This is a genomic window from Paenibacillus sp. 102, from assembly GCF_039549175.1.
GTDB lineage: Bacteria > Bacillota > Bacilli > Bacillales > Bacillaceae_G > Bacillus_A.
In genome coordinates, this window is the sequence record NZ_JBCGHT010000009.1 from 70,334 (window position 1) to 97,332 (window position 26,999).

General features: G+C 36.7%; 27 protein-coding genes and 1 other annotated feature. Of the genes, 18 read left to right on the forward strand and 9 right to left on the reverse strand.

Annotation, left to right across the window (positions count from 1 at the left end):
• Positions 1–45: 45 nt before the first annotated feature.
• The 4 genes from AAIE21_RS18700 to mnmL form a co-directional block, all read right to left on the reverse strand.
• Positions 46–738, reverse strand: a complete 693-nt coding sequence (locus AAIE21_RS18700) for an ABC transporter permease (RefSeq protein ID WP_343268158.1) — start codon at positions 736–738, stop codon at positions 46–48.
• A complete protein-coding gene (locus AAIE21_RS18705) occupies positions 707–1,600 on the reverse strand; it encodes an ABC transporter ATP-binding protein (RefSeq protein ID WP_343268159.1) in 894 nt (297 codons plus the stop codon). Before AAIE21_RS18705 ends, AAIE21_RS18700 begins: the two co-directional genes overlap by 32 nt.
• A 133-nt stretch (positions 1,601–1,733) precedes the next feature.
• Positions 1,734–2,306 (reverse strand): tRNA 5-(aminomethyl)-2-thiouridylate-methyltransferase MnmM, encoded by a 573-nt coding sequence (gene mnmM / locus AAIE21_RS18710; protein ID WP_343268160.1) that lies wholly within the window; start codon positions 2,304–2,306, stop codon positions 1,734–1,736.
• Positions 2,303–3,262, reverse strand: coding sequence for a tRNA modification radical SAM protein MnmL/YtqA (gene mnmL, locus AAIE21_RS18715; protein ID WP_343268161.1), 960 nt, complete (start codon positions 3,260–3,262; stop codon positions 2,303–2,305). Before mnmL ends, mnmM begins: the two co-directional genes overlap by 4 nt.
• A gap of 110 nt (positions 3,263–3,372) precedes the next feature.
• On the opposite strand from mnmL, the gene AAIE21_RS18720 reads away from it, so the two are divergent.
• The 13 genes from AAIE21_RS18720 (at position 3,373) to AAIE21_RS18780 (ending at position 17,155) form a co-directional block, all read left to right on the forward strand.
• A complete protein-coding gene (locus AAIE21_RS18720) occupies positions 3,373–3,636 on the forward strand; it encodes a YtzC family protein (RefSeq protein WP_000840862.1) in 264 nt (87 codons plus the stop codon).
• A gap of 15 nt (positions 3,637–3,651) precedes the next feature.
• The gene (locus tag AAIE21_RS18725) at positions 3,652–3,801 is read left to right on the forward strand and encodes a glycogen biosynthesis protein GlgD (RefSeq protein WP_241815049.1); all 150 of its coding nucleotides are present in this window, start codon (positions 3,652–3,654) and stop codon (positions 3,799–3,801) included.
• Positions 3,802–3,937: 136 nt separating this feature from the next.
• A complete protein-coding gene (locus tag AAIE21_RS18730) occupies positions 3,938–4,963 on the forward strand; it encodes a DUF418 domain-containing protein (RefSeq protein WP_343268162.1) in 1,026 nt (341 codons plus the stop codon).
• Between the two features lie 185 nt (positions 4,964–5,148).
• The gene (locus tag AAIE21_RS18735) at positions 5,149–5,910 is read left to right on the forward strand and encodes an ABC transporter ATP-binding protein (RefSeq protein WP_343268163.1); all 762 of its coding nucleotides are present in this window, start codon (positions 5,149–5,151) and stop codon (positions 5,908–5,910) included.
• Between the two features lie 16 nt (positions 5,911–5,926).
• Positions 5,927–7,789, forward strand: a complete 1,863-nt coding sequence (locus AAIE21_RS18740) for an FtsX-like permease family protein (RefSeq protein WP_343268164.1) — start codon at positions 5,927–5,929, stop codon at positions 7,787–7,789.
• Between the two features lie 194 nt (positions 7,790–7,983).
• On the forward strand, positions 7,984–8,172 hold the full coding sequence (locus AAIE21_RS18745) for a hypothetical protein (protein WP_343268165.1): 189 nt from the start codon (positions 7,984–7,986) through the stop codon (positions 8,170–8,172).
• 133 nt (positions 8,173–8,305) lie between these two features.
• Positions 8,306–8,872, forward strand: coding sequence for a tyrosine-type recombinase/integrase (locus tag AAIE21_RS18750; RefSeq protein WP_343268166.1), 567 nt, complete (start codon positions 8,306–8,308; stop codon positions 8,870–8,872).
• A gap of 43 nt (positions 8,873–8,915) precedes the next feature.
• Positions 8,916–9,413: a cation:proton antiporter regulatory subunit gene (locus AAIE21_RS18755; RefSeq protein ID WP_343268167.1), complete on the forward strand. Its 498-nt coding sequence runs from the start codon at positions 8,916–8,918 to the stop codon at positions 9,411–9,413.
• A 3-nt stretch (positions 9,414–9,416) separates the two neighbouring features.
• A complete protein-coding gene (locus AAIE21_RS18760; protein ID WP_221783932.1) occupies positions 9,417–10,640 on the forward strand; it encodes a cation:proton antiporter in 1,224 nt (407 codons plus the stop codon).
• A 309-nt stretch (positions 10,641–10,949) separates the two neighbouring features.
• Positions 10,950–12,101, forward strand: coding sequence for an MFS transporter (locus AAIE21_RS18765; protein WP_343268168.1), 1,152 nt, complete (start codon positions 10,950–10,952; stop codon positions 12,099–12,101).
• A gap of 157 nt (positions 12,102–12,258) precedes the next feature.
• On the forward strand, positions 12,259–13,452 hold the full coding sequence (locus AAIE21_RS18770; RefSeq protein ID WP_343268169.1) for an MDR family MFS transporter: 1,194 nt from the start codon (positions 12,259–12,261) through the stop codon (positions 13,450–13,452).
• Between the two features lie 52 nt (positions 13,453–13,504).
• Positions 13,505–13,769, forward strand: a binding site (T-box leader).
• A 66-nt stretch (positions 13,770–13,835) separates the two neighbouring features.
• Entirely contained in the window at positions 13,836–16,244 is a 2,409-nt protein-coding gene (leuS, locus tag AAIE21_RS18775) for a leucine--tRNA ligase (protein ID WP_343268170.1), read from the forward strand.
• Between the two features lie 146 nt (positions 16,245–16,390).
• Positions 16,391–17,155: a hypothetical protein gene (locus tag AAIE21_RS18780; protein ID WP_343268241.1), complete on the forward strand. Its 765-nt coding sequence runs from the start codon at positions 16,391–16,393 to the stop codon at positions 17,153–17,155.
• 308 nt (positions 17,156–17,463) lie between these two features.
• On the opposite strand, the gene AAIE21_RS18785 is transcribed toward AAIE21_RS18780, so the two are convergent.
• From AAIE21_RS18785 to AAIE21_RS18805, 5 genes are all read right to left on the reverse strand, one after another.
• Positions 17,464–17,892: a pyrophosphohydrolase domain-containing protein gene (locus AAIE21_RS18785; protein WP_336450477.1), complete on the reverse strand. Its 429-nt coding sequence runs from the start codon at positions 17,890–17,892 to the stop codon at positions 17,464–17,466.
• Positions 17,893–17,995: 103 nt separating this feature from the next.
• Positions 17,996–18,181 carry a hypothetical protein gene (locus AAIE21_RS18790; RefSeq protein ID WP_343268171.1) on the reverse strand — a complete coding sequence of 62 codons (186 nt, stop codon included), beginning with the start codon at positions 18,179–18,181 and terminating at the stop codon, positions 17,996–17,998.
• A 124-nt stretch (positions 18,182–18,305) separates the two neighbouring features.
• Positions 18,306–19,385 (reverse strand): Ger(x)C family spore germination protein, encoded by a 1,080-nt coding sequence (locus AAIE21_RS18795; RefSeq protein ID WP_343268172.1) that lies wholly within the window; start codon positions 19,383–19,385, stop codon positions 18,306–18,308.
• The gene (locus AAIE21_RS18800) at positions 19,361–20,455 is read right to left on the reverse strand and encodes a spore germination protein (RefSeq protein ID WP_343268173.1); all 1,095 of its coding nucleotides are present in this window, start codon (positions 20,453–20,455) and stop codon (positions 19,361–19,363) included. Before AAIE21_RS18800 ends, AAIE21_RS18795 begins: the two co-directional genes overlap by 25 nt.
• Before the next feature lie 16 nt (positions 20,456–20,471).
• Complete coding sequence (locus AAIE21_RS18805; protein ID WP_343268174.1) at positions 20,472–22,268, reverse strand: spore germination protein; 1,797 nt, start codon at positions 22,266–22,268, stop codon at positions 20,472–20,474.
• A 203-nt stretch (positions 22,269–22,471) separates the two neighbouring features.
• Here AAIE21_RS18805 and AAIE21_RS18810 point away from each other — a divergent pair, with 203 nt between their 5' ends.
• The 5 genes from AAIE21_RS18810 to AAIE21_RS18835 all read left to right on the forward strand — a co-directional run bounded on the left by AAIE21_RS18810 (position 22,472) and on the right by AAIE21_RS18835 (position 26,971).
• Entirely contained in the window at positions 22,472–23,593 is a 1,122-nt protein-coding gene (locus tag AAIE21_RS18810) for a homoserine O-acetyltransferase family protein (RefSeq protein WP_481858691.1), read from the forward strand.
• Positions 23,594–24,365: 772 nt separating this feature from the next.
• Positions 24,366–24,671 carry a rhodanese-like domain-containing protein gene (locus AAIE21_RS18820; protein ID WP_000141217.1) on the forward strand — a complete coding sequence of 102 codons (306 nt, stop codon included), beginning with the start codon at positions 24,366–24,368 and terminating at the stop codon, positions 24,669–24,671.
• A gap of 93 nt (positions 24,672–24,764) precedes the next feature.
• Positions 24,765–24,989, forward strand: a complete 225-nt coding sequence (locus AAIE21_RS18825; protein ID WP_343268176.1) for a spore germination protein — start codon at positions 24,765–24,767, stop codon at positions 24,987–24,989.
• 17 nt (positions 24,990–25,006) lie between these two features.
• A complete protein-coding gene (locus tag AAIE21_RS18830) occupies positions 25,007–25,321 on the forward strand; it encodes a hypothetical protein (RefSeq protein ID WP_343268177.1) in 315 nt (104 codons plus the stop codon).
• Between the two features lie 432 nt (positions 25,322–25,753).
• Positions 25,754–26,971, forward strand: coding sequence for a YHYH domain-containing protein (locus tag AAIE21_RS18835; RefSeq protein ID WP_343268178.1), 1,218 nt, complete (start codon positions 25,754–25,756; stop codon positions 26,969–26,971).
• The last annotated feature ends 28 nt before the right edge of the window (positions 26,972–26,999 follow it).

Below are 26,999 nucleotides of genomic sequence, written 5' to 3' on the forward strand. Positions count from 1 at the left end.
ATCCTCCTGATTGCATAATCTAAATTTAGAAATTCTTGTTTCCGTCTACATGTTCCTTCTTTTTCGTACAAGATAGAGAAAGAAACTCATTAAAACAAATGAATAGAAAAGAGCCCATGAAGTAAGCCATAGTGTATGGATAGCCAAGTTGTATTCATAAGAACCAAGCATCATAAAATCATTGATAGGCGGGAAAAACCATAATAATTCCGGCATGTCTTTTTTGAGACGAATGGATGCAATTGTAATCAGTAATACAAATGAAAGGCTAAGCCAAGCTGTACTTGCTTTTTTTATGATGTTTCGCGTAAATAGTATTGCAATGGAAATCCCAAGTATAGATAAAGAAAAGTGGGAAAGGAATCCCGTGATAAATAATGAGAGTGTCATTTTTTCGTTAAACATTTGAAAAGCAATAGGGTATATAACCGAAATTAGAGATAAAACTACGCAAATAAGAAGAACTGTTACATATTTACCAAGGTATAAAGTCTGTATGTTTTTTGTATGAGAAAGAGTAATTTGTTCTTGAACAGAATCTTCCGTATGAAACAGTGTAATCGTAATCCAAGCTGACAGTAAGTAGAGCGTAAGAGCAGTTTCTAAATACGTTGCAACAATTGGATTTGGTTTATAAGTATAAACAAAAAGTAAACTTACGATGTACATTGCGATTGGTGGAACATATTTATATGACTTTGTATAATCAAGAAAATTGTAACGAATGAGTGCGAGCATAGAAATCCTCCTCTCGCTTTAACAATTTAGGTTGTAATAATGTAACGGATGCATTGGTATGTAATAAATAGTGAAGTATATCATTTGTACAAGTCTTTTCAATTTGTAATTGAATGAGATTCTGTTTTGCGTCATATGTAACATGTACATATCCGGGTTGTTTTTGTAATTCTGAGATGGAAAATGTGTGTGGTATGGTCGCTTCTATGTAAATATGTTCTTTTTGGGTTATATCAGCTGCCAAAAGCTTGTCCTCTGCAATGGTATAATCAGCGATTGTTACAATTCGGTCGGCAAAGCTTTCTAAGAGTTGTTTTTCATGGCAAGTGAAGAGAATTGTGAGACCTTGTCGTTTCAATGTAAGTAATATATGTTCAACTTCTTTCTGAGATTTTGGATCAAGCCCAGAAAGTGGTTCATCTAAAATCAATATATCAACATTACTAAGGAGTGCTTGCATAATATTCGTTTTTTGTTTCATTCCTTTTGAAAAGTTTTTTATAACGGAATGATTGGCATGCTGTAAATGAAAAGTTTCTAATATCGAAGGAATTTTCGTTTGTAGATGTTTTTTCGATAGATCATGAATACGACCGAGATGATATAAATAATCTTCTAGCGTAAAACGAATATCTTCTGGAAAATGTTCTGGTACATATCCGATTTTCAAATTTGACGCTTTGTGGATTGTGCCTACCGTAGGATGAATAAATCCCGCGATGATTTTTAGTAAAGTGCTTTTTCCGGTACCGTTGCCGCCGATAATGGCAACTGCTTGTCCTTTTGGAATTGATAAATGGATGTTTTCTAGTATAAGTTGTTTGTCATATTTTTTTTGTATCTTCTTTAGTTCTAATAACAAAATGGTTGCCTCCTTTAACATCCATTATATGGTATGTTGTGTTCTTGGAACAGTAAAAAAGACGAGCAGCATGTGCACGTCTTTTAGTGATTTTTGTCTAGCAGTCCATATATTGAAAAAATCGCCGATATATTCAGCGCTTTTCAATCGCCACGATAAATGGCGGGTTGTTTTGCTGATTGATGAATCCGTAACGAAGTACGTGAGCTTGTTTTTGATCGAGTTCTTCAGCAAATTTCAATACCGCATCGCGCTCTACTTGTCCTTCTGGATGTCCATGATAAATGACAAGAACGATGATTCCTTCTGGTGCCATTACTTCTAATAATTGTTCAATAGCAGCTATCGTTGAGTTTGGTTTTGTCACGATATGCTTGTCACCGCCAGGAAGATAACCTAAGTTGAAAATGGCTCCAGTTACTTTTCCTTTTGCCTCTTCTGGCAATATCGCTAATAACGTATCATGACTATCATGGACGAGAACAGTTTGGTTTTCTAATCCTTTTTCTTTTAGGCGAGCGGCAGAACTATCAATCGCTTCACGCTGAATATCAAATCCAAACACTTTTCCGTTTTCTCCAATAATCTCTGCTAAAAAGCAAGTATCATGACCATTTCCGAGCGTTGCGTCTACGGCGTAATCTCCTTCTTTAACAGCTGTTTGCAAAAGCGTGCGTGCAAACGGCAAGACACGTTCTAATTTCATAATGGTTTCACCTCATTTGCATATTTTCCTTGCCAGCTTCCGCGGCGCATGAATTCCGCATCGATGGAATTTAATACTTCCCATTTATTTAAGCTCCACATTGGACCAATCATTAAGTCAGGTGGACCGTCACCTGTGATGCGGTGTACAATGACATCTGCTGGAATCATTTCAAGTTGGTCAACAACGAGACTTACATAATCTTTAAGAGAGAGGAATTCTAACTGACCTTTTTCATATTGCTTTACCATTGGCGTTCCTTTTAATAAATGAAGCAAATGAATTTTGATGCCTTGTACATCAAGTTTTGCGACTTCACGGGCAGTTTCCATCATCATGTCGTAGTCTTCAAGTGGGAGTCCGTTAATAATATGAGCGCATACTCTAATGCCATGTTTACGAAGTTTATTTACACCTTCCACGTACGTTGGATAATCATGAGCACGGTTAATAAGATTTGCTGTGCGCTCATGAACTGTTTGTAGTCCAAGTTCTACCCAAAGGTATGTGCGTTTATTTAAATCAGCTAAATATTCAACAACATCGTCAGGCAAGCAGTCTGGCCGAGTTGCAATCGAAAGACCGACAACGTCTTTTTCTGCTAAAAGTGGTTCGAATTTTTCTTTTAACACTTCTAATGGAGCGTGTGTATTTGTGTACGCTTGGAAATAAGCGATACACTTTCCATCCTTCCATTTCGAATGCATTTTTTCTTTCATTTCATGATATTGCGTTACGACATCGTCGCGGCGATCACCAGCAAAGTCACCAGAACCAGCGGCACTGCAAAATGTACAACCGCCGTATGCAACTGTTCCATCACGGTTTGGACAGTCAAAGCCAGCATCTAATGAAACTTTAAAGGTTTTTTCGCCGAACTCTTTTCGTAAGTGATAATTCCACGTATGGTAACGTTTATTGTCATTTGTATATGGAAAAGGGTTTTGAACCTTCATTACATATCCCTCCTAGTGCCTAAAATGAAACAAAATCCATTATAACATACTCATAAGGTCGATATGGAAGGGACACACTAAAGGAGAACTAAAGGCAAGGAGGCTATATAATGGCAGAGCGTCAATCACTTGAAGAATATATTACGCAAGCAGAGCAAGCAATTGAGTATGCAAAAGAGCAATTAGATATCGGGAGTAGACAAGAACATTACAATACAATGGAATATTCTGATGCCCAGTTACAATTAGAACAAGCGTATAACGATTTACAAGTTATGCAGCAGCACGCAAATGATGAACAGCGTGAACAATTAAATCGTGCACGTATGGCAGTTCGTCAATTGCAGCATCAAATGATTATTACACCGCACTAATAAGGAGTGATAGGAATGGCAAAGCGTTCAGATCAAAACAACCCAGAGCAAAAAACGCAAAATGGGCACAACGCAGAGTTTTCTAATGAACTTGATCCAGTCGTACAAGCGAAGCAGCGTAATCGTAAAAAGGGACAACCGCAAAGATCAAAACAATCAGAGTAAACCAGGTCGCAGTATGACCTGGTTTTATTTTGTGACCTTACAATAATGTAAGATTTCTGTAAGGTTAGGCGATAGGTGGAATCTTACTTTTCCAGTAGAGTAAAGGAGGATTAAAACTAACGCAAGGAGCTGTAGCATGGAAAAAAATATTACAAACAAACGAATTGATGAATTAGACTACATTCGTGGCTTTGCATTACTGGGAATTATTTTAGTAAATATTCTTGCACTACTTAATATTAAAACACCAGACCCAGACACAATTGATGCAAGCTACCAAAGATTTTTATACTTATTTGTAGAGGGACGTTTCTTCTCTATCTTCTCATTCTTATTTGGAGTAGGGTTTTATATCTTTATTACAAGAGCCATTGCGAAAGGGAAAAATGGATATGTTCTGTTTTTACGTAGGTTAGTGGCATTATTTGTTTTTGGTGTAATTCATCAAATGTTTCAGCCAGGGGAAGCTTTAGCAATTTATGCGGTTTGTGGATTAATTACTTTACCGTTTTATAAAGTAAACAAACGAATCAATTTAGTGATCGATCTTATTTTAACAATTGTTATTGGTATTTTTGGTGGTAAGACGCTGTTACCAATTCCGCTTATTTTATTGGGACTTGCAGCTGGACAGTATCGCGTATTTGAGAACATCAAAGAGAAAACAACACAAGTGGCTATTTTTACAGCAGTTATGTTTATTTTAAGTGTAATTGGTCTATGGTATCAGTACCAACAAGTACCTGCTTTACCTTTTGACAATATGATTTTAGGTGGAGTAGATGATCCAAATATAGAGCAGGCAAGTAAGTTTATGCTAGTTGGTATCGCGGTAGGACCGATTGTCTCCGCATTTTATGTTGGATTATTAATCCTATTGTTACAAACAAAAGTAGTACAAGCATTACTAGCACCATTAAAATATTACGGTCGGATGGCACTAACAAACTATGTTGGACAAACTGCGATGATTTTACTCGCAGGTAGCGTGTTTAACTTCACAGGAAACTTGACATATATCCAGACCTTATATGTGTGTATCGTAATTTATGCAATCCAAATTGTCTTCAGTGTTATCTGGATGAAATTTTTCAAAATGGGTCCATTTGAATGGATTTGGCGTGTGATTACGTATTGGGCGGTTACGCCTTTAAAGAAATAAAATAGAAGAAAACTGCTTCAGAAATGAGTTTGTTTTAAAAGGTTAATGCGATGAAAAGCTGAGCTTATATAAGCTCAGCTTTTTTATATTACAAAAATGTAAGGTAAATGTAATGTTAACCAATAGCAGATATCCTAGAAAAGGCGCAAAATAGGAAACGGAAAAACAAACGTAGGAGGATAACGATGAACAAACCAGTTGTAGACGTAAAAAACGTCCAAAAAGTGTACGGTAAAAAAGGCGAGAGCCAATCGCACGCCTTAAAAGGTGTATCATTTTCGATTCAAGAGGGTGAATTTGTTGGAATTATGGGACCATCTGGTTCTGGAAAAACAACATTATTAAATGTAATTTCAACGTTAGATAAAGCAACGGGCGGCGTTGTTGAAATTGCCGGTACGGATATTACAAAGATGAAGCAAGGGGAGCTTTCAGATTTCCGTTCTCAAAAATTAGGGTTCATCTTCCAGGACTTTAACTTATTAGAAAACCTATCAATTTATGAAAACATTGCATTGCCACTTTCTCTTCAAGGTGTTCCTTCAAGAAAGATTGGTCCAAAAGTAGAAAAGGTAGCGGAAATGCTAGGGATTTCAGCAATCCTGCAAAAGTACCCATCTGAAGTATCTGGTGGACAAAAACAACGTTCTGCAGCTGCACGTGCGCTTGTACATGAACCAGCGATTATTTTAGGAGACGAGCCAACAGGAGCGCTTGATTCTAAAAACGCAACAAGCCTTCTAGATGCGATGACAAACTTAAATGAAGAACAAGGTGTATCTATCATGATGGTTACTCATGATCCATATAGCGCAAGTTACTGTCAGCGTATTCTATTCATTCAAGACGGAGAGTTATACAAAGAAATTCACCGCAGTGGTACGCGAGAAGTATTCTATAAAGAAATTTTAGATGTGCTTGCAGATTTAGGTACACAAAAAGTATAAGAGAGGAGGTTCAGGCATGTTATTTAAGCTTTCTATGTCAGGACTAAAAAGTAAGTTGAAAGACTATATCGTCTTACTTGTTGGTCTTGTTATGTCCATTTCAATTTTTTATATGTTTCAAACGTTAGCATTGAATAAAGCATTTTTAGAATCTAATTCGGCTATTAAATCAATCACATTTGTCTTCCAAGCTGGTTCGTTCTTACTAGCAATTATTACATTTTTCTATATTTTATATGCGAACTCTTTCTTACTATCGCTTCGTCAAAAAGAGTTCGGTATGTATATGATGTTAGGGGCAAAGAAACATAAGATTACTTTGCTTATGTTTATGGAAACAATCATTATTGGAGTAGCATCTTTAGTAATTGGAATTGCGGTTGGTGTAGGACTTTCACAGGGAATAGGTCAATTGTTAATGAAGCAGTTAGAATTTGCAGGAAGCGGTTATAAACCATTTTATGTCCCATCGATGACAGTTACTTGCATTTTCTTCTTTGTGCTATTTGTATTGTCTGCTATTATGAACAGTATTAAATTATCACGTATTTCTGTGTTGCAACTTGTACATGCAGATGCACAAACAGAACGCGTTGCAGTAAAAGGAAAAATGACAGTTGTTGTAGCGTTTCTTGCTATTATTTTATTAGGTATTGGCTATGTTTCTATGGTTAACATGGACAAATTAAGAGAGATGGGAATTGTCATCGCCTTAATTACAACAACAGCAGGAACTTACATGCTATTTGGAGCGGCGCTACCGTTTATCATTAAAAAGCTAAAGAGCAATAAAAAGCGCAGTGAAAAAGGACTGAATGCTTTTACATTTGCACAATTAAATTTCCGCATTAATAGTTTAACAAAAGTACTAGCGACAGTGGCGATGCTAGTTGCGCTTGGAGCTGGAGCAATCTCTGGCGGTATGGCTTTTAAAAACAATGTTATGTTGATGGTGGATGGATTTTCTGTTTACGATGTAACCATTCATAATCAAACTGCTGAAGAAAAGAAAATACTAGACGGTATTACATTTAAAGAGAAAAACGAATACCGTTATAAAACAGATGATAAGTTTGTGTATTACTTAAACGAGGATTTAGAAAAAAATCGTCCTTTAGTCATGGATATAAAGCCAGGAAAAGATATTAAAGGATTAAAAGATGTGATGAAATATAAACCAGTATCTGAAGAGTTACCAGTAGGGGCAGTTTCAGATACGCATAATAATCCTGAGGCGAAAGAAATTCCAGAGGCATGGTTTGGAGCGCTCCGTACAATCGAACCATTCTATGTGCATCCTGGCCATACAATCAAAATTGTTGATAAAAAGATGTATGATAGCGTACAAGGTAAAGAGGGCGTTGCACTACTTGGAAAATCAGATAACTTCTTAACATATAAACAAGAATGGAAAAAACTTGACGAGTTGCAACTAGATAAATATAAAAATGTAAAAGAAGAAGGTTTACAAAGTAAACATGCACTGTATACTGGATTTTACACTGTTGCCAGCGGAACTGTATTCATGGGCTTCTTCCTCGGAATTGCTTTCCTAGCAATGATGGCAAGTTGTTTAATGTTTAAAATTTTATCTGGTGCATCAAGTGATATTACGCGTTACCAAATGCTTCGTAAGATCGGTGTCCGCCGTGAATTATTAACGAAATCAATATATAAAGAGTTATTCTTAGTATTCTTATTCCCGGCAATCGTTGGTATCGCTCACGTATTAGTTGGTATGAACATCTTTGGATTTATTTTAATTGATCCGTACTTCCGTATTTGGCTTCCAATTGTTATTTTTGTAGTCATTTACGCGATTTATTACTTCATTACAGTTCAATTGTATAAAGGAATTGTTCTTCCGAAAGAAGACTAAGAATTAGAAAATACCGAGCAGAGGGTGCTCGGTATTTTTTGTTTCCCATGGAAAATGTATGTGTTTTCAGAAAAATAATAAAAAAACCTTGTTATGTTACTTAATTATAGTATATTATATAATTAAGTAACATAAAGTTGATGTATAGGGAGGTGAGAAATGAAAAGTTAGAGAGATGAAAGGAGGAATTCTACTTGCGTAAAGAAGATGGATCTTTACTTGAAATAATAGGTTTAATGCTGAGATCAAAAGATGTTTTACTATTTTCGTTTTTATCTCTCATTATTTTTCTAGTTTCAACTTATTTTTATAATAGTAAATTTCCACATCATAAATATCCGGAATTTTTCGGGATATTAAAGTATGTTGCTCCAGTTGCGTAGTTTGAAAATTTAGGTAGCATGTGAAATCAAGAAATTATAAATGGATAATGCATGGAAATCTTCTAGCATGATAAGGTAAAATGAACAAGATAATTAGAAAATTTACCGATCATAAGATGAGGAGAATACATGTATGGAATGTGTAGAGGCGTTAACAGATATAAATCAAATTCAGGCTATGAAAACATATTTAAAAGAGCATTCCCAGCGAGATTACCTTTTATTTGTTATTGGAATTAATACTGGATTAAAGATTACAGAGCTACTAAACATGAAATTTGAAGATGTAATAAATGAAGATGGAACTGTTAAAGATTTTTACTCTCTTCCTGTGAAAGATGAAAAATTTAAACAAGATATTTATTTAAATACAAAAGTAAAAGAAGCGCTTTTGGATTACGTACAATCTTCTGTTGTAGAAAGAGGGAATTACGTATTCCAATCTAATAAAACAAAAAATCCAATTACGCGCCAACAGGCTTATCGTATTATTCATCGTGCGGCTGAAGCGATTGGAATTCCTGGTAAGATTGGAACGAACTCAATGCGAAAAACATTTGGATTCCATGCGTATAAAAGAGGAATAGCAATTGCGCTTCTTCAAAAACATTTTCATCATGCGACTCCATCAGAAACATTAAAGTATTTAGGAATCTCAAAAGATGAAAAGTTTAAAACAGAAATTGATGTAGATTTGTAAATAGGAAGAGCCTTAACTAAAAAAATTTTTAGGAGGCATGAATATGAACATTAGAGAAAGTGAACTTCCGGGTATCGGATGTAAATTTGAAGTCATAACAAAAGGTAATGAAAAAATGGTTATCGTTATTCATGATGATGGGCGAAGAGAAATGTATCATTTTGATACTGATCATGAAGAAAGTATTTCAAGTATTTCTCTTCGTGACTCTGAAGCGAGGCAAATCGCTGCCATATTAGGCGGAATGGTGTATAGACCGCAAGCTCTAGATACGATTGAAATGGCTTTTGAAGGATTATCGATTGAGTGGTTTAAAGTGGAGAATCATGCGCCAGCGGTTCAGAAAACAATTGGTAGCTTAGCTATTAGAAAAACGTATAACGTAACTGTCATTGCTATTTTGAAGAAGAATATGAAGAAATTTTTCAATCCAGGCCCAGATTCTATTATTGATGCTGGTGATATGTTGGTATTATCAGGAGAACGGCATGAAGTGAAAAGAATCATTAAGGAGTTACTTTCAGCAGGAGGTGATTCATAGTCGATGGATACTTTAATTTTTGAAGTTGGAACTGCGTTAGTATTAGTGGCGTTTGCAGCCATCCTTGCCGCAAGACTAAAGTTTTCGATTATTCCATTTCTCATTATCCTCGGGATGTTAGTGGGACCACATGCCCCAGATTTAGGAATTATAGACTTAAGATTCATTGAAAGTGGAGAAGTAATTGCTTTCCTAGGACGTATTGGTGTCATATTCCTCCTGTTTTATTTAGGGTTAGAATTCTCAATGAAAAAATTAATTAAATCAGGAAAATCAATCGCCATTGGAGGCACAATTCACATATCACTTAATTTCACATTAGGTTTACTTTATGGATATGTAATGGGTTTTCCTCTATTAGAAACATTAATTATTGCCGGGATTATTACAATCTCATCAAGTGCAATTGTAGCAAAAGTAATTGTTGATTTAAGAAGAACAGGTAATAAAGAAACAGAGCTAATATTAGGGATCATTATGTTTGATGATATCTTTTTAGCGGTATATTTATCTGTTGTTTCAGGCTTAGTACTCGGAGGTGCGACTTCATTTGTAGGAGCTCTGACATCTGTTTTAATTGCATTAGGATACATGTTGCTATTCTTTGTAATTGCTAGAAAAGCTACACCGTTCTTGAATAAAGTGCTGGATATTTCGTCTAATGAAATCTTTATTATCGTAATATTCGCTATTTTGTTCTTCGTCGCTGGATTCTCAGAAACAATCCATGTTGCTGAGGCGATTGGAGCTTTATTATTAGGGCTTGTCTTTTCTGAAACAGAGCATAGTGACCGCATTGAGCATCTTGTCGTTCCGTTTCGTGATTTCTTTGGAGCTATATTCTTCTTCAGCTTCGGTTTAAGTATAGATCCTTTTTCGTTAGGTGGAGCTGTTTGGCTAACTTTAGGAGCGGTTTTGATAACGATCATCGGTAACTTTACAGCTGGAATGATTGCTGGACGTAAAGCCGGGTTATCACATAAGGCTTCTACGAATATTGGGTTAACTCTTGTATCACGCGGAGAATTCTCCATTATTGTCGCTAATATTGGAATAGCTGGTGGCTTAATGGCAACAATTAAACCATTTTCAGCCCTATATGTTTTAATATTGGCATCGTTAGGGCCTTTACTAACGAAGGAATCTGCGAGAATATATTCTCTATTGGACAAAATATTTAAATGGAGCTCTAAAGAAAGTGCAAAACGGAAAAAAGAAGTTGGATGATTTTTTATAAGGGAACGATTCCAATGTTATAGAAGTTAGTTCAAAAAACTTTAAATTGGTAGGTTATTCATTCTTAAATGGATATTAAAGGCGGTTGCCAAGAATGATTATATAGAGTAGAATCCTGTATTAAAAGTGTTATTTTTAATACAGGATTTTTATTTTGAGTTAAAACGATATTTTGATATAGATTATAATGTGAACGAGAGAGGGTGATTCAATTGACTAAAAGACTAAGACAATTGAAAAACGTTTCGGTGATCTGGGCGCTTCTAAGTTAAAAACAATTTAGAAGCGAGGAATCACGATATGGAAAATCAAAAAAAATTTAATAAATCATTTCTGTTTTTATTTCTTAGTAACTTTTTCGTATTTATAGGGTTTGAAATGGTACTGCCCATTTTGCCAGCTTATTTAATAAGTGTGAATGCCAGTTCTATTCAAGTAGGTTTAGTTACAACGTTATTTACGATAGGTGCTGTATGTATTAGACCTTTAATCGGATATTATTTAATTGATAATAAAGGAAAAAATTTAGCTATTGGTGCAAGTGTAGCTTTAATGATTGTTACACTCATATATCCGTTTCTGAATGTTGTATGGTTGTTTTTACTCATACGAATTTTTCATGGAGTGGCTTGGGGTGTATCAACAACTGCTAACAGTACAATGGCTGTGGAGTTAATTCCTAAGGCGCGATTAGGAGAAGGAATGGGGTATTTTTCTATTTCAACAACGGTCGGAGCTATTATCGCACCGAGTATAGGGATTTTTATCTACGGATCTTTTTCCTTTGATATTTTAATTTGGTCGTCAGTAACGATTAGCTTGCTAGCAGCTATTATGCTTCAATTGGTTCATGCTCCCACTCCTGTAAAGAGAGAAAAGCAACCATTTCGTTTTTTTGATATGATTTTTGAAAAAGAGGTATGGTTCCAGGCGTTGCTAGCTGTTATTACAACACTTGGTTTTGGAGCAATTCTTACGTTTATCGTTCTATTTGGAAAACAACAAGGGCTAGAGCATATTTTTCTATTCTTTCTTATCAATGCAATTGTTTCAACTATATTACGTCCTTTTACAGGGAAATGGTATGATAAAAAAGGTCCATGGACGATTATTATTGTCTCTGCTATATTAGGATTTTTATCACTTGTCACATTGTCTTATGCGAAGAATGATTTGTATCTTATTTTTGCAGCGATTTTATTCGGTGCAGGCTACGGTACGGTTATGCCATGTTTACAAACGTGGGCGGTGCAAAAGGTTAGCGCAGAGAAAAGTGGAGCGGCAAATGCGACTTTCTTTTCAAGCTTTGACGTTGGCGTTGGGATTAGTGCATTTGTATTAGGAATTTTAGCGAAGTGGATGAGTTTAGAAATGATCTTCCGCATGGTTAGTATAAGCTTTATCGTTGTAGCTGTTTTGGTTTATATAGATTATGTAAAAGAAAAGAAATAAAGTTAAAGGAATCCGCCTCTCTATGTAGGGCGGATTTCTTTGTACAGGCTATTATCTGAATTTCACCAACTATTAATCAGTTGCCTTCCTATATAAAAACGACTACAATTTTACTGTTATATATAAGAACGAAAAAACTGAATAGGAGGGGGAAACTATGCCAAGGAAAGTATGGCTATTAGTAGCTGGGATGATTATTAATGTCACGGGTGCTTCTTTTTTATGGCCTTTTAATACCATTTATCTACATGATCACTTAGGAAAATCATTATCTGTAGCCGGAATGGTATTGATGATTAACTCACTTACTGGTGTAATTGGTAATTTACTCGGCGGTGTGTTATTTGATAAATGGGGCGGATATAAATCAATTTTAGTAGGAATTGTCATTACACTCATATCGATTTTAGGTCTTGTGTTTTTCCACGGTTGGCCGTTGTACGTTGTATGGCTTGCATTAATTGGATTTGGTTCTGGAATGGTCTTTCCATCGATGTATGCGATGGTTGGTACGGTTTGGCCAGAAGGCGGGAGAAGAGCATTTAATGCGATGTATGTTGGACAAAACGTCGGGATCGCTGTCGGGACGGCATGCGGTGGGTTAGTCGCTTCTTATCGTTTTGATTATATTTTCTTAGCGAACTTTATTTTATACTTTATTTTCTTCTTAATTGCTTTTATTGGATTCCGCGGTATGGAAGACAAAAAAGAGCAAAGTGTACAAACAGTGGTCGAAACGAAAAAAGGTTGGTCGCTTACACCGGGATTCAAGGCGCTTCTTATCGTATGTGTTGCTTATGCTTTATGCTGGGTTACATATGTACAATGGCAAGGTGCGATTGCGACACATATGCAAGAATTAAATATTAGTCTTCGCCATTATAGTTTATTATGGACGATAAACGGGGCGATGATTGTTTGTGCACAGCCGCTTGTAAGTATGATTATTCGTGCGATGAAGCGTTCTTTGAAACAACAAATTATGATCGGAATCGGTATTTTTGCAGTGTCATTTATCGTACTTAGTCAAGCACAGGAATTTACAATGTTCCTTGTTGCAATGGTGACATTAACAATTGGTGAATTATTTGTATGGCCAGCTGTACCAACGATTGCAAACATCTTAGCGCCAAATGATAAACTCGGCTTTTATCAAGGTGTTGTAAATAGTGCAGCGACTGTTGGGAAGATGTTTGGACCAGTTGTTGGCGGAGCAATTGTTGACTTATACAATATGGAAGTATTGTTTATCGCAATCATGGTAATGCTTGTAATAGCGCTTATTGCAACGAGTATGTATGACAAACGAGTAAAAGTAGAAGAAACAGTAGAAGAAAAAATTGCAGTTTAGTTTGACGGAACATGTAACATGTTTTAGAATATATTTAAATTAACTCATATTTTTAACAACAGTGAGAAGGAGTAGTAGTAATAGAAGCTGGTTTAGAGAGTTGACGGTTGGTGCAAGTCAATCCACGTTTCATTATGAACTCGCCTTTGAGTTGCAGTTGTGAACTAAAGTAGCAATTGCCGTTCATCCACGTTACGGATCTAAGCGAATGTATATATTAGTGCTTGTTCAAGCGATCTTTACCGGGCGTTTTGAACATCCTTTATTACATTAATTTAGGGTGGTACCGCGGGAATCTATAACCTCTCGTCCCTTTCTAGGGATGAGAGGTTTTTTGTATTTTAGGCGGTGAAAATAAATACAATTTGAATGGAGGATATCTCATGAGCTTTAATCATCAAGAAATCGAGAAGAAGTGGCAAGCGTATTGGGAAGAGAATAAAACATTCCGCACGCCAGATGAGACAGAAAAACCAAAATTTTATGCACTAGATATGTTCCCATATCCATCAGGAGCAGGCCTTCACGTAGGACATCCAGAAGGATATACAGCAACGGATATTTTATCTCGTATGAAACGTATGCAAGGCTATAATGTTCTGCATCCAATGGGATGGGATGCATTTGGTCTTCCAGCAGAGCAATATGCACTTGATACTGGAAACAGCCCAGCAGAATTTACAGAGAAAAACATTAACACGTTCCGTAATCAAATTAAAGCACTGGGTTTCTCTTACGATTGGGATCGTGAAGTAAATACAACAGATCCAAACTACTATAAGTGGACGCAATGGATTTTCTTACAGCTATTTGAAAAAGGCTTAGCTTACGTTGATGAAGTACCTGTAAACTGGTGCCCAGCACTTGGTACAGTACTTGCGAACGAAGAAGTAATCGACGGCAAGAGTGAGCGCGGTGGACATCCTGTTGAGCGTCGCCCGATGAAACAGTGGATGTTAAAAATTACAGCTTACGGAGATCGTCTATTAGAAGATCTAGAAGATCTTGATTGGCCAGAAAGCTTAAAAGACATGCAACGTAACTGGATCGGTCGTTCTGAAGGTGCGGAAGTACACTTCAATATCGATGGTACAGACGAGAAATTCACAGTTTTCACAACGCGCCCTGATACATTATTTGGTGCAACATACTGTGTACTTGCTCCAGAGCATGCGCTTGTTGCAGAAATTACAACTGCTGAGCAAAAAGAAGCTGTAGAAGCTTACATTAACTCTGTAAAAATGAAGAGTGATCTAGAGCGTACAGAACTTGCGAAAGAGAAAACAGGTGTATTCACTGGTGCTTACGCAGTTAACCCAGTAAATGGTGAGAAATTACCAATCTGGATCGCTGATTACGTTCTTGCGACTTATGGAACAGGTGCTGTAATGGCAGTTCCAGCTCACGATGAGCGTGATTATGAATTCGCATCAGTATTCAATCTTCCGATGAAGGAAGTTGTAAAAGGCGGAGACATTACGAAAGAAGTGTACACAGGTGATGGCGCGCACGTAAACTCAGCGTTCCTTGATGGATTAAATAAAGAAGAAGCAATTACAAAAATGATTGAATGGCTTGAAGTAACAAGCGCAGGAAATCAAAAAGTAACGTACCGTCTACGTGACTGGTTATTTAGTCGTCAACGTTATTGGGGTGAGCCAATTCCAGTTATCCATTGGGAAGATGGCACAATGACAGCTGTGAAAGAAGAAGAATTACCATTAGTTCTTCCGAAAACAGAGAACATTCGTCCATCTGGTACAGGTGAATCACCACTTGCAAACATTGAAGAGTGGGTAAATGTTGTCGACCCTGAGACTGGTAAAAAAGGTCGTCGTGAAACAAATACAATGCCGCAATGGGCTGGTAGTTGCTGGTATTACCTACGCTATATCGATCCAAACAACAGCGAAGCACTTGTAGATCCTGAGAAAGTAAAGCAATGGCTTCCAGTTGATATTTATATCGGCGGTGCAGAGCATGCTGTACTTCACTTACTATATGCTCGTTTCTGGCATAAAGTATTATATGATATCGGTGTAGTTCCAACGAAAGAGCCATTCCAACAACTATTTAACCAAGGTATGATCTTAGGTGAAAACAACGAGAAAATGAGTAAATCAAAGGGTAACGTTGTAAACCCTGATGACATCGTAGCAAGCCATGGTGCAGATACACTTCGTCTATACGAAATGTTCATGGGACCATTAGATGCTTCAATCGCTTGGTCTGAAAATGGTCTTGACGGAGCTCGTCGTTTCCTAGACCGCGTATGGCGTCTATTCGTTCAAGATAACGGTGAATTAAGTGGAAAAATTACTGATGCACCAAATAAAGAGCTTGAAAAAGCTTACCACCAAACAGTGAAGAAAGTAACAGAAGACTATGCAGAGCTTCGCTTCAATACAGCGATTTCTCAAATGATGGTATTCATCAACGATGCATACAAAGCTGAAACACTTCCGAAAGAATATGTAGAAGGTTTCGTAAAAATGATTGCACCAGTTGCACCGCACGTTGCGGAAGAACTTTGGAGTAAGCTTGGATACAGTGAAACAATCTCATATGCAAGCTGGCCAACATTTGATGAGTCTAAACTTGTAGAAGATGAAGTTGAAATCGTTGTTCAAGTTATGGGTAAAGTTCGTGCAAAACTAACAATGAAAAAAGATGCTTCAAAAGAAGAAATGGAACAACTTGCCCTTGAGGAAATTAAAGAACAAATTGAAGGGAAAACAGTTCGTAAAGTAATTGTTGTTCCTGGAAAACTTGTTAATATCGTTGCAAATTAATAGGAAAGAGCAGCCCTTATGAAAAGGCTGCTCTTTTTTTGAGACAATTGAAAAAAGAGCGGAATTCCGGCATAGACAAACACCTATTCTTCCATGTGAAATATGATAAAAAAGGTAGGCTAAATTGTGAAGAAGGGGTGAAAGAAATGAAAGGGATGGATAATAACGCACCGCATGGCTTTATGTCTGGTCAGGCAGCTGGTCATACGCAGATGTTAATGGGGGAAGCCGGGCAACAAGGATATAGTGGAATGCAGGCATGGGTGGGAGGAGCACCAGGAGGAGCGCAAGGCGGAGTTCCTGTAGGAGCACCAACTACATTTCCGGCATTTGTGGGCGGGGCGCAAACAGGCTTTCCTGCACCAGTTGGTCCGCAACCGGGATTCGGTGGTTTCCCTATTATAGGAGGAGGAGGAGGAACATTTCCACAAGTAATTCACGGTCATCAAGGCCACCACGATCATCATGGTCAACACCATCACCGCGGTCATCATCAAATTCACCCGCAGGCTGTTTTTCATCAAATGCATCACCAAGGCCAGTACGGTCACCAAGGCCACCAAGGCCATCAAGGTCATCAAGGCCATCATGGTCATCAAGGCCATCATGGTCATCAAGGCCATCATGGTCATCAAGGCCATCAAGGTCATCAAGGCCATCAAGGTTATCAAGGTCATCACGGTCACCAAGGCCATCACGGTTATCAAGGCCATGATGGTCATCAAGGCCATCACGGTCACCAAGGCCATCACGGTTATCAAGGTCAGTACGGTCACCAAGGCCGTCACGGTCACCAAGACCATCACGGTCATCATGGTCACCGCAGTCACCAAGGCCAACAACATCAGCAACATCAAATATGGTATAGCGGAGCTGGGAGTACTGCGGGGACAGGAGCAGCAGGACATTAATGGAATAAAGAACATGTTAAAAAATTCTCTTGGATGCAAGGGGATTTTTTATTTGGGTATAGTAAGAGTGAGGGGAGGTGCATTACATATGGGAAAAGGTAGAAGTAATAACGCTGGTAAAAAACAACCAAACTTTGATGATTCATCTAATTTCTCTAAACAAAGTCAGCCAACAGAAAAGAAGAAGAAATAAGAAAAAGGAGCTATCTTTCTATACAGATAGCTCCTTTCTCATAATATATCGGCGTTTCGATAAAAAAGACATAAAAATAAAGGCTGCCGGGATATTCCTAGCAGCCGGTTCAATGTTATTTTCCCACTTTTGCTAATGCTTCTTGGCGTTGACGCTCAATTTCAGCACGTAGTTGTGGTTCAGGTGCTTGCCAGCCCTCTGGTTTTAAAATTTTCCCATCGCCTTCACGGAAACGTGGTTTTCCATCAGGGAATAGCTTTGCCATATTGGCATTGTTTACAATTTCAAAGCCTTTATCAGGACGAACTCCCATTTCTGCAAATGTTCCAAATGCGAAATAAATAAGGTCAATTAACGCATCGTATTGATCTTCTACAGTACTTGCCTCTAAAAATTCCTCTAACTCTTCTTGCATAAAGCTTGCGCGAATTTTTGCACGTTCTTCCGTTAATTTTGTTGGTACATCTGTAACAGGATGTCCGAATACTTCGTGCATTTTTGCCACAAGTTCATATCCTTTATCTAAACCTTTTTCGTTCGTCATTGTTGTTTCATCCTTTCTTACTTTGTGCCGAGTTTCATTGTAACATAAGGAGATTATTTAATAAAAAGAACATCCTATATAAAATAAGATGTTCTCTCTATCTCTACTCTTCTTTCTTTATCAAAAATGACAAAACAAGGTCAATCCCAAACATCCCCACAAGTAGCATTGGTACGACAACAAGTAAATAACGTGTAAATGAAACATTTTTTAAATATGTATGAGCAAATAAAAAGACGCTGAGAAATAGGATGCCGTATAAAATAGGCTTTACTAACTTTTTAGACATAAGCTCCCCCGTAAATATCTTTTTTCTCTCTGTAAGTAATATAAAAAACTCCTCTCTCCGTTGTACCATGCCGGAGAGAGGAGTTCAATCATAATCTTACATTGTGAGGAAGCAATATTTCACATTATTCGATTACACCTGAGTTTGTAATATCAACCTCATATTTTACTGTAATAGGAATATCTTTATACATTTTTTTCCACTGCTCTAATTTGAATGGTCGATAGTTTTGTCTATATTTAGCTCCAAGTCCAAGTGGATCAACATCTAGAGATTTAAATTTTTTGATGAGTTTTGCAGCTGTAGCATTTAATTGCTTTTCAACTTCTTTTGATATTTTTTTTGTGTTCTTTTTATTGTCTAGATTTATTTGTTTCGAAAGTTCTAGAATGCGTGCATTCATTTTGACTTTAATTAAAAAGGAAGGTTTGCCGTCTTTTATATTTACAATGTACGTTGGTTTGGAATGTATATTATTGATCATTGCATATCCATTATCACTTTTAAATTCGTGCGAATCTAACCGATGTTTTTCCAATAACCCTTTAAATACAAACATATCTTGATGATCAATTTTTCCAACATACTTATCCTTTTTTAAAAGTCCAATGCCAGTAATTTTGATTTTGTCTTTACTCTTTTTTAGGATAGGCATATAAGAATCTTGTCCTTCACGATAATAACGAAATGCACCTAAGTATAAGTTATCTTTTGGTAAAGGACCTGTATTCATGTTATGCTCTAACAATTTTTTTATATAAATAGCAACATTAGCTGAAGTTGTATATTTTCCTGTTAATAGCTCTAGTCCATCTCCCTCTAATATTCCAATATACAATGAGTTCCCGATATTTACATCACGAAGAAGGGTATCAAAAGTGGCAGACATTCCTTTTTTTGCAATTCTTGTAGTAAATAAAGCAATGCGCATTTGTCCGCTTGCAAATGGTTGAGGAGATTCCAAAGAAGTATCAGCTTTTACTTGTTTAACGGCGTTTCCTGTTCCTTCAAAGACCTGTACTTTATTTCCTTTTTGCTGCACGGGGCAAACGGATGTTACCTTTACTTTATTATTTTTTGCTGTATCAAAAACGACCCCTTGAATTAGCTGAACATCATCAATAATATTTTTTTGTAAACAGCCTGTTATGGTAAACAGACAGATACAAGAAAGAAGCGTTAGTTTTCTCTTGATTTTTTCCATTTTTTTTTCACCCACACAATAAGAAATAAGATTGGGATGTAAATATAAATAAGCCAAAAGCTAATTTTTGAAACATAACTAATAAAATCGTTGATATCGTGCCTGTTTGTTAAAAGGTGAGACACAATAACTGTAATGAACATGAAGGAAAGTAAAATGTATTTTTGCTTTACATGAAAGATTTCACGCATTCCTCTTGTAGCTGCCCATAATGGGAGGATAAAGCTTGTGATAATTACAAGGGCATAGCCAGAGATTGCAATGTATTCTAGTCGTTCGATAAAGGGTAATTTAATAACCTGTGTCATCGACAGCTGAGACCAAATCATTTTTGATAACTGTTTTTCGCTAAAAAAAGTGAATGCCAAAATCGTGCTAAATAAATATAAAATATTAGAAAACAATGCACCATATTGTGCGAACTTGTGAGACTTCTCGGGATTTTTCACAAATGGGTATATCATAAGAAGGATTTCAAAGCCTGACATACTATAAATTGAAAATTGAGAAGCTTTTAAAATATCTCCAAAAGAATGCGAAAAAACAGGAAGTAAATTTTCCCAATGTGCATATTTCAGAATGAAGAGACTAAGGAGAATATAACCGAATGTCCCACCAACAGAAACGACACAAATGCCAGTAATTACACGAAATCCTGATGAGATGATGTAGTAACTTAATAAACATAAAAATACTGTGAACATCCAAGTAGATCCGGTAGGAAACATCCATACTTGAACAATCTCAACATACGTTCGAACAACGGATATGCTTACAGTGAAAAAATAAAGCATAAATACAATACTAATGCCATTACCGAGCCACTTTCCAAAAGTTTGTTGATGAAGGTCTATTAAGTTTCCTTCAGTATTTTTTAATAAGTAATACATCATCCAAACGAGAATGTGAATGAGGATTCCTGTGATGAGAACACCAATCCAAGCGTCGTAGCCCGCAACTTTGGCAATAATGCGTGCAAACCCGAGAACGCCAGCGCCGAACTGTGCACTATGAACTAAGAATAAAACAAATATAGGAGATATTTGATATTTTGTTTTGATTTTACTCATATGTGCACCTCGTTCCTTATTCATCAAAATCAGATGTATGTTTTGTTGAGATTCCATTTGCTGATTTTTTTACGTGTTGCGGCCTTGCTTGAATATCTCTTGTATCAATCATAGACAACGGAAATCGAATCCAAGAGTCTTTTAGTGCTTGTTGCCTTGCTGGATAAAACAGTGCGAATGGTTTCCGTAAAGAAGAAAGCCTAAATAGATGAGTAAATAAAAAGATAAACCCAAGTGAAACTCCTAATAGTCCGCCTAATTCCGCAAATAAAAGGAACGGAAAGCGTAGCAAGCGAACTGCATTACCCATTTTATAAATCGGTGTGATAAAGGAAGCCAATGCGGATAAAGCAACAATAATTAATAAAATGTTACTGGTTAATCCTGCTTGCACAGATGCTTGTCCAATTACGATACCACCTACAATACCGAGCGTTTGTCCTACTTTCATTGGCAGTCTAGCTCCAGCCTCTCGAAGTAAATCAATAGCAAGCTCTAGAAAGAGAGCTTCTATTAAAGGTGGGAAAGGAACTTGCGCTCTTGATAAAATTAATGTTTCGAGTAAATCGCTTGGAATTAATTCGTAATGATAACTTAAAATGGCAACGTATAGAGGCGTTGCACAGATGGAAAATAGAACAGCGATAAGCCGTAAAAATCTTGAAAACGTAGCGTAAAGCCAAGAAACATTGTAATCCTCTGGTGAAACGAAAAAATCAAAGTATGAAACAGGAGTGAGTAAGACGCTTGGTGAGCCATCCACAAAAATAGCGATTTTTCCATCAATTAATGCGGTCGTTACTCGGTCTGTACGTTCTGTATTAATAAATAGTGGGAAGATTGATTTTTCTCCCATCAATTCCTGGATGTAAGAACTATCGTTGATTTGATCGTATTCAATTGTACGAAGTGATTCTTCTAAATAATCAACACTGTCTTTTTCAGCAAGGTTCTCTAAATACATCATGACAACTTTTGTTTTAGAGAATGTCCCAATGATAACTTCTTTTGTTTGTAGTGCTAACACTGGAAGGCGTTTACGTACTAAGTTAATATTGGTATCAATATCTTCTACAAATCCCTCTTGTGGACCAACAACTGTAGATTCATTTAATGGAATAGATGGCGCGCGATAATTATCAATTGTGATATTCGCTAGTATACATTTTTGATCTTGTTCGTGTAGTTGTACAATCGCATGTCCTTTTAAAACCATATCTTCAATTTTTTGAAGATCATTTGTAATCGTAATTCCGCTCATTGGAATATGTTCTTTTAATTCTTCTAATGTAGAGCATGTCCGCTCTAATAAAGCTGGCATTAAATATTTTTGTAATTTTTCACCATCAAGTGATGGGCGGTAATAAGAAATCCAGTACGGCATTGTTTCATCATCTGATGTATGATAACTTACAAAATCACTAGACGCTTTTAAGTTTTCTAATAAATCTTGAAGAGAGTGAGCCTTTTCTTTCTCAGGTTTACTGAAATCATAAATGCTATTGCTACTATTATTTTGTGTTTGCTCGTCTTGTTTAGTAGTTTGAGCAGATTGATGTTGTTTATTTTGTATTTGCTCGTCTTGTTTAGCAGGTTGAGCAGATTGATGTTGTTTGCTTTGTATTTGCTCGTCTTGTTTAGCAGGTTGAGTAGATTGATGTTGTTTGCCTTGCGTTTGATTGTCTTGTTTAGTAGTTTGAACAGATTGATGTTGCTTGCCTTGTGTTTGTTCCTCTTGTGCAGTAGTTTGATTCTGTTCTTTTAAGTCTGTTTTATTTGATTCTTTTTTCTTTCGGAACCATTTCCATATCATACGTATTCCCTCTTTAGCTCATGTAAGATAATGTTAGTTTATGGCGTATTTTGTATATTATGCACATATTTAGGGGGAAACGAAAATCCTTTTTGTTAAAAGAAGGGTTTCTTTTGGAAACGTATAATTGTTTTGGTAAACGGGCCCGGATTTGTTACGGAAGATTGATATATAATGACGTATTTACAATGGAGGAAAAGTTTATGCTATATGTGAAAAAAGAAAGCTTTCATTTAAAAGAGTTTACATTTGAAAATGGCATAAAGATTCCTGTTCAGCTTGGATATGAGACATACGGTAAATTAAATCAGGAAAAATCAAATGCGATTTTAGTCTGTCATTATTTTAGTGCCACGAGCCATGCGGCGGGAAAATATACGGAGCAAGATCTTATTCCTGGTTGGTGGGACGGACTGATTGGACCGGGGAAAGCAATTGACACAGATTACTATTTTGTAATATGTACTGATAATATTTGTAATGTACAAGTGAAAAATCCTTATGTGATTACAACGGGACCAAAATCAATCAACCCAATAACAGGCTTGGAATATGGGATGGAGTTTCCGGTATTTACATTTTTAGATGTAACACGTGTGCAACATGAATTAGTGAAGGATATGGGAATTACAAAATTGCATGCGGTAATAGGACCGTCAGCTGGTGGAATGATTGCGCAACAATGGGCTGTGCATTATCCGCATATGGTAGAGCGGCTGATTGGTGTCATTACGAATCCACAAAATCCGGTTGTAACATCAGTTAATGTTCTGCAAAATGCAATTGAATCTATTCAGTTAGATCCGAAGTGGAATGATGGGAATTATGGGGATGAACAACCGACGAAAGGGTTACATTTGGCAGGAAAGATGATGTTTATAAATGCATTTGATGCTCATTATTATGAAACGACATTTCCGCGTAATAGCATAGAAACAGCAGATTATGAGGGTTTCTCAACACAAGCATCATTCGAAACAAATATAAATAAATTAACATTGCAAAATATTGCTTTTGTAGACGCTAATTCATGGATGTATACAGCAAAAGCGACATTATTACATGATATTGCACGTGGTTTTTCTTCTTTAGAAGAAGCAATTTCTCAAATAGAGGCAGATGTGCTTATGATTCCATGCAAGCAAGATTTACTGCAACCTGCTCGCTATAATTATAAAATGGTCGAGATGCTTCAGAAACAAGGAAAGTATGCAGAAGTTTATGAGATTGAAAGTATAAATGGCCATATGGCCGGTGTATTAGATGTTCATTTATTCGAAAAGAAAGTGGATGAGTTTTTAAAGAGAAGGGTTTCTGTAATGTGAAAAGGCATATAAACCCTATCTTTTTAGCTGGAAGAGAGGATCCGGCCATGGATAGAAGCGGTCAGTGCCTTTTTAGCTTCCATGCCAAGTGAAACCAAAAAGAGGAAAAAAGTGTAGGTCTTTTTTTATTTTCATAGCCTGAAAGTAGGGGCTAGTAAATCAACATGGACTTACGAGTTGAAAAGGCATATAAACCTTATCTTTTTTAGCTAGAAGAGAGGATCCAGCCATGGATAGAAGCGGTCAGTGCCTTTTTAGCTTCCATGCCAAGTGAAACCAAAGGGAGGAAACGAGTGCAAGCTTTCTTTTGTTTTTCAACATATAACAAGGTGTGAAAAAAGGTGCGAGCGGTTAAGCAAGCACCCTTTTTAGAAGATTTTTAAACGGAAGACATATGCACCAATGCACAATCCAAGACAAGCTATACTAAGTAATAAGTAAATGAATGATCGTTCTTGAGAGGATTGTGTAGGTTTTCTTTTGTTAAATATACCGAGTGAAATGATAGAAAGAATTAAAAAAATGAGACCTATAAAGAAAAGAAAAAGTGTCATTTCGATCGATTCCTTTCGTAAAACAAGTATATTGAGAATACAATGTGAGTGTTGTGTTTGTAAAGGGGAGAAAATTATAAAAGGGTTGAAAAAGAATAAGACTATGAAAAGTTTCGATTCTTTGCGTTCGTACTTTTGCATGCTAAAATTGGTGATGAATAGATGAGTAGGGGAAAAATGTACTACTTAAAGTTTAATTATATAAGGAGGAACGATATATGACAGAAGTAAAAACAATTACAACAGAAGAAGTGCAAGAGCGTTTAGAAAACGGAGAAACGTTATTTTTAGTAGATGTACGTGAAGATGAGGAAGTAGCACAAGGAAAAATTCCAGAAGCTGTACATATTAAAATGGGGGATATCCCGAACAAAGTAGATTTCTTTGATAAAGAAAATGAATACATTTTTATTTGTAGATCAGGAATGCGCAGTGAAAATGTGTGCCATTATTTAAATGAACAAGGATTTAAAACAGTGAATATGGTCGGCGGCATGCTGCAATATGAGGGTGAAATTCAATAATTCATTCTAAAAACTTGAAACGTGTTTGTTTCAAGTTTTTTTCTTTTGCATACATTGTACAAAAGAACCATTTTCTTAAAAGGGAGGTTACTTATGAGCGCATTTCTCCGTAAGATTAAAATTATAAATAATCGAGGAGCGGTAAATGTAGGAGATTGTTATAGTATCGAGCCATTTGCTGTAGCGAAAATATATGCTGGATCTGGTGGCTCCAGTGTTGCTACTTTCTTGAATGGGAAACGCATGCCAGCAGTGGTGCCAAGGGGGGCTGTATTTATTCCTCCGTTAGAAACGAGTGAATTAACATTAGGTTCGTAAAGAAAGGTTGATTGGTAATGCCGGCAAATATTAAAGAATTTGTGATTGTAAATAACTATGGAAATTTATTTACAGGAGATAATTTAAAGGATGCTTCATTTACCGCATCAAAGACATATAGTGGAGCATCCGGACCAACTTGTATTGATGTTGTGACAGTAATTGGAACAACAACGAAGGTTTGTTTACAGCCAGGGGATACGGTAACAACAACATATACGAGAGGGACACCAGCAGGAACTGATACAAATAATGGTCCAAGTGTGAGCCAAGTTGGTACTATGCAAGCTGTTCCGAATACAGATGATTTTGATTCAGCACCAGGTTTATAGGAAAACCTCCTGCCAAAAGCAGGAGGTTTTTCACATACTTATCACATATCATCGTTTTCGTCTGCTTCGTTTACAAGGAAAACAGGATAACGACATGAGAGGATACTCGCAACGATTTTTATATATTGCGCAAATTTGTTTTAATGATAGGAAACAAGTAGAATCCATTGTGTTAAAAAATGGGAAAATGAATTTGGTAAAAACTACTACTTTGTAATATGAAATGTAGACGAGACAGACAAGGTACCTTGTCCATATCATTTTTGACAAAGAAGCTATTGTTATAATCGAATAATTTTGTAGAGAAATCATTCAATAGATAAAGAATAGGATGGCCTAATATATGAAAATTAATCTTTATTAATATCATTCAGTTATCATATAATAATGCTTGATAGAGACATAGATAGGGAGAAAAGGGGATGGGAATTTATGAAAAAGAACATGAAAATTTTAGCGATGGCAGTTGGTCTAACAATTATGGGGTCAACGACAGCTGCCTATGCGAGTCCTGGTGGGTTGGATAAAAATGGTGGACATACTTGCCGCACAAACTGCGGGAAATATGGACTTGCGACAGAAGAATATCATTATCATAACAATTGGAAACAAGAGAATGGAAAGTGGTATTTCTATGATCGAGAGGGAACGAAAGCTAAAGGTTGGAAAGAAATTAATGGCACATGGTACTATTTTAGTGGTAATGGCCAAATGGCAGTCAATACAACAATTGATGGTTACATAATCGGTGCTGACGGTAAGATACAACAAGGTAACACAGTGCAGACAGGTTGGAAACAAAATGGATCTGTATGGAATTATTACAATGCAAACGGTGTGAAGCAAACAGGTTGGCAAGCGATTAATGGAGCATGGTACTACTTCAACGGAAGCGGAGCAATGCAAACAGGTTGGCAGCAAATTGGTGGCGTATGGTACTATTTCAATAGCAATGGAGCAATGCAAACAAACTGGCAGTCAATTGGCGGCGTATGGTATTACTTCAATGGAAGTGGAGCAATGCAAACAAACTGGCAGTCAATTAATGGAGCATGGTACTATTTCAATAGCAACGGGGCAATGCAAACAAACTGGCAGTCAATTGGCGGCGTATGGTATTACTTCAATGGAAGTGGAGCAATGCAAACAGGTTGGCAACAAATCGGTGGTGCTTGGTACTACATGAGCGGAAGCGGAGCAATGCAAACGGGTTGGATTCAGGATAATGGAAAGTGGTATTTCTTAGAAAGTAACGGTGTTTGGAATCCGAATGCTGTACATGTGGACAACCTTTCACAATATGAAGGTTTCTGGAGTGATGTTAACGTATCGGATATAGATGATTGGAAAGACATTCCTACTCATATGAGTGCAAGGATTCAGTTCATATCTGGAAATAAGGCATCAGTTGGAGTAGGTTACATGGCAAGTGGGGCTTCAAGATATGCTGATGTGAATGGAATTGTAACATTTAAAAATAATAAAGCAGTCTTGAATTTTGATGATGATGGATGGGCACATTCTGGTAAAATCGAATTTACATTAAAAGATAATAAAGTATACTTAAATATTTCAATCAACTCGAGGGGGAGTAGTGCATGGGGACTCCCGGCAGGTCAGCATACTTTAGTTTACAAACAAGCAGAATAGTAGATTAAATAAAACAGCACCGTATCAT

What these genes read in the sequence shown, in the direction of transcription:
- AAIE21_RS18720 (WP_000840862.1), top strand. Translation starts at nt 3,373, where the DNA reads ATGGCAGAGCGTCAATCACTTGAAGAATATATTACGCAAGCAGAGCAA.
- AAIE21_RS18735 (WP_343268163.1), top strand. Translation starts at nt 5,149, where the DNA reads ATGAACAAACCAGTTGTAGACGTAAAAAACGTCCAAAAAGTGTACGGT.
- AAIE21_RS18790 (WP_343268171.1), bottom strand. Translation starts at nt 18,181, where the DNA reads ATGTCTAAAAAGTTAGTAAAGCCTATTTTATACGGCATCCTATTTCTC.
- AAIE21_RS18700 (WP_343268158.1), bottom strand. Translation starts at nt 738, where the DNA reads ATGCTCGCACTCATTCGTTACAATTTTCTTGATTATACAAAGTCATAT.
- AAIE21_RS18740 (WP_343268164.1), top strand. Translation starts at nt 5,927, where the DNA reads ATGTTATTTAAGCTTTCTATGTCAGGACTAAAAAGTAAGTTGAAAGAC.
- AAIE21_RS18805 (WP_343268174.1), bottom strand. Translation starts at nt 22,268, where the DNA reads ATGATATGGAAATGGTTCCGAAAGAAAAAAGAATCAAATAAAACAGAC.
- AAIE21_RS18765 (WP_343268168.1), top strand. Translation starts at nt 10,950, where the DNA reads ATGGAAAATCAAAAAAAATTTAATAAATCATTTCTGTTTTTATTTCTT.
- AAIE21_RS18800 (WP_343268173.1), bottom strand. Translation starts at nt 20,455, where the DNA reads ATGAGTAAAATCAAAACAAAATATCAAATATCTCCTATATTTGTTTTA.
- AAIE21_RS18760 (WP_221783932.1), top strand. Translation starts at nt 9,417, where the DNA reads ATGGATACTTTAATTTTTGAAGTTGGAACTGCGTTAGTATTAGTGGCG.
- leuS (WP_343268170.1), top strand. Translation starts at nt 13,836, where the DNA reads ATGAGCTTTAATCATCAAGAAATCGAGAAGAAGTGGCAAGCGTATTGG.
- AAIE21_RS18725 (WP_241815049.1), top strand. Translation starts at nt 3,652, where the DNA reads ATGGCAAAGCGTTCAGATCAAAACAACCCAGAGCAAAAAACGCAAAAT.
- mnmM (WP_343268160.1), bottom strand. Translation starts at nt 2,306, where the DNA reads ATGAAATTAGAACGTGTCTTGCCGTTTGCACGCACGCTTTTGCAAACA.
- AAIE21_RS18835 (WP_343268178.1), top strand. Translation starts at nt 25,754, where the DNA reads ATGAAAAAGAACATGAAAATTTTAGCGATGGCAGTTGGTCTAACAATT.
- AAIE21_RS18820 (WP_000141217.1), top strand. Translation starts at nt 24,366, where the DNA reads ATGACAGAAGTAAAAACAATTACAACAGAAGAAGTGCAAGAGCGTTTA.
- AAIE21_RS18730 (WP_343268162.1), top strand. Translation starts at nt 3,938, where the DNA reads ATGGAAAAAAATATTACAAACAAACGAATTGATGAATTAGACTACATT.
- AAIE21_RS18830 (WP_343268177.1), top strand. Translation starts at nt 25,007, where the DNA reads ATGCCGGCAAATATTAAAGAATTTGTGATTGTAAATAACTATGGAAAT.
- AAIE21_RS18795 (WP_343268172.1), bottom strand. Translation starts at nt 19,385, where the DNA reads ATGGAAAAAATCAAGAGAAAACTAACGCTTCTTTCTTGTATCTGTCTG.
- AAIE21_RS18755 (WP_343268167.1), top strand. Translation starts at nt 8,916, where the DNA reads ATGAACATTAGAGAAAGTGAACTTCCGGGTATCGGATGTAAATTTGAA.
- AAIE21_RS18825 (WP_343268176.1), top strand. Translation starts at nt 24,765, where the DNA reads ATGAGCGCATTTCTCCGTAAGATTAAAATTATAAATAATCGAGGAGCG.
- AAIE21_RS18785 (WP_336450477.1), bottom strand. Translation starts at nt 17,892, where the DNA reads ATGACGAACGAAAAAGGTTTAGATAAAGGATATGAACTTGTGGCAAAA.
- mnmL (WP_343268161.1), bottom strand. Translation starts at nt 3,262, where the DNA reads ATGAAGGTTCAAAACCCTTTTCCATATACAAATGACAATAAACGTTAC.
- AAIE21_RS18770 (WP_343268169.1), top strand. Translation starts at nt 12,259, where the DNA reads ATGCCAAGGAAAGTATGGCTATTAGTAGCTGGGATGATTATTAATGTC.
- AAIE21_RS18780 (WP_343268241.1), top strand. Translation starts at nt 16,391, where the DNA reads ATGAAAGGGATGGATAATAACGCACCGCATGGCTTTATGTCTGGTCAG.
- AAIE21_RS18750 (WP_343268166.1), top strand. Translation starts at nt 8,306, where the DNA reads ATGGAATGTGTAGAGGCGTTAACAGATATAAATCAAATTCAGGCTATG.
- AAIE21_RS18810 (WP_481858691.1), top strand. Translation starts at nt 22,472, where the DNA reads ATGCTATATGTGAAAAAAGAAAGCTTTCATTTAAAAGAGTTTACATTT.